This is a genomic window from Cryobacterium sp. RTC2.1, from assembly GCF_035018685.1.
Classification (GTDB): Bacteria; Actinomycetota; Actinomycetes; order Actinomycetales; family Microbacteriaceae; genus Cryobacterium; species Cryobacterium glucosi.
On sequence record NZ_JASJXJ010000297.1, the window covers coordinates 1 to 1,423 of the forward strand.

Annotated in this window: 1 protein-coding gene; it reads right to left on the reverse strand. The window is 65.2% G+C overall.

All coding sequences use genetic code 11. The annotated features are described in order from the left end of the window. Positions 1-58 precede the first annotated feature (58 nt). Positions 59-1,303 carry an IS256 family transposase gene (locus QN357_RS18925; protein ID WP_323505389.1) on the reverse strand — a complete coding sequence of 415 codons (1,245 nt, stop codon included), beginning with the start codon at positions 1,301-1,303 and terminating at the stop codon, positions 59-61. Between the last annotated feature and the right edge of the window lie 120 nt (positions 1,304-1,423).

Sequence of the window (1,423 nt, forward strand, 5' to 3'; positions counted from 1 at the left end):
GGTCACGTCCCGCTGAGTGGTGGAGTTTCTCAACACCATGCGGGTCAGTTGTTCTAGCTTAGGCGGCGGCGAGTTCGGGGAGGATCACCGCCTCGTCGATGACCTCGATGGGGTTGTTCATGGTAACCAGCTCGAGCATGGATGCTTCGGAGAAGTAGCGTCGTTCGCCGGCCTCCCACTCGTCATGCTGCTCGATCAAGACCGACCCGGCCAGGCGCAGCAGGGCGGCAGCGTTGGGGAACACTCCGACGACGTCGGTGCGGCGTTTGATCTCCTTGTTCACTCGTTCGAGCGGGTTCGTGGACCAGATCTGGCGCCAGTGCCGCCGCGGGAACGCGGCGAAGGCGAGTAGGTCGGGTTGCGCGTCGACGAGCATCGCCGCGACCTTCGGGTGCGAGCGGCTGAGCATCGTCGTGACCTCGAGGAACTGCTTCTCGATGTGCTCACGGTCGGGCTGGGCGAAGATGGTGCGGATGATCGAGGCGACCATGTCCTGGGATCCCTTCGGGATCACCGCGAGCACGTTGCGCATGAAGTGCACCCGGCATCTCTGCCAGCCGGCGCCCTGGAACACGGTGCCGATGGCCTTCTTCAGGCCGGTGTGCGCGTCAGACATGACTAGCTTGACCCCGTCGAGCCCGCGGGTCTTGAGCGATCGCAGGAACGACGTCCAGAAGCCCTCGTTCTCGCTGTCACCGACGTCGAAGCCGAGGACTTCCCGGCGTCCGTCAGCGGCCACCCCGACCGCGACGACGATGGCCTGGGACACGATCCGGTGGCCGACGCGGGCCTTGCAGTAGGTGGCGTCGAGGAACACGTAGGGGAAGTCCTGCGCGGCGAGGGTGCGGTCGCGGAACTCGGCCACCTCAGCGTCCAGGCCCGCGCAGATCCGGGACACTTCCGACTTGGAGATCCCGGTGTCCGCGCCGAGGGCCTTGACCAGGTCGTCGACTTTCCGGGTCGAGACGCCGTGGACGTAGGCCTCCATCACGACCGCGAACAGGGCTTGGTCCACCCGCCGGCGACGCTCGAGCAGGGCCGGGAAGAAGGACCCGGCGCGCAGCTTCGGGATCTTCAGGTCGAGGTCCCCGGCGGTCGTGCTGAGGGTGCGCGCTCGGGTGCCGTTGCGGTGGGTGGTGCGGTCGCCGGAGCGTTCGAATGGGGCGGCGCCGATGAACGCGGTCGCTTCCGCGTCGATGAGTTCTTGGTAGAGAGTTTCGGTCGCGACGCGGATTCGGTCGGTGACGTCGGTGAGTTTGAGTTCTCCGAGGAGGTCGAGCAGGGCAGACTGGTTTAGAGCCATCGTGTGGTGTCCTTTGTGAGTTGCTTTAGTCGGTACTCACTGACCATCCCACGGTGGCTCTTTACGTTGACGAAGCAACGCTCAAGAGTGGGAAACCACACCACTCACCGGGACGTAACC

Coding starts and splice junctions, on each gene's coding strand:
- QN357_RS18925 (WP_323505389.1), bottom strand. CDS start 1,303: ATGGCTCTAAACCAGTCTGCCCTGCTCGACCTCCTCGGAGAACTCAAA.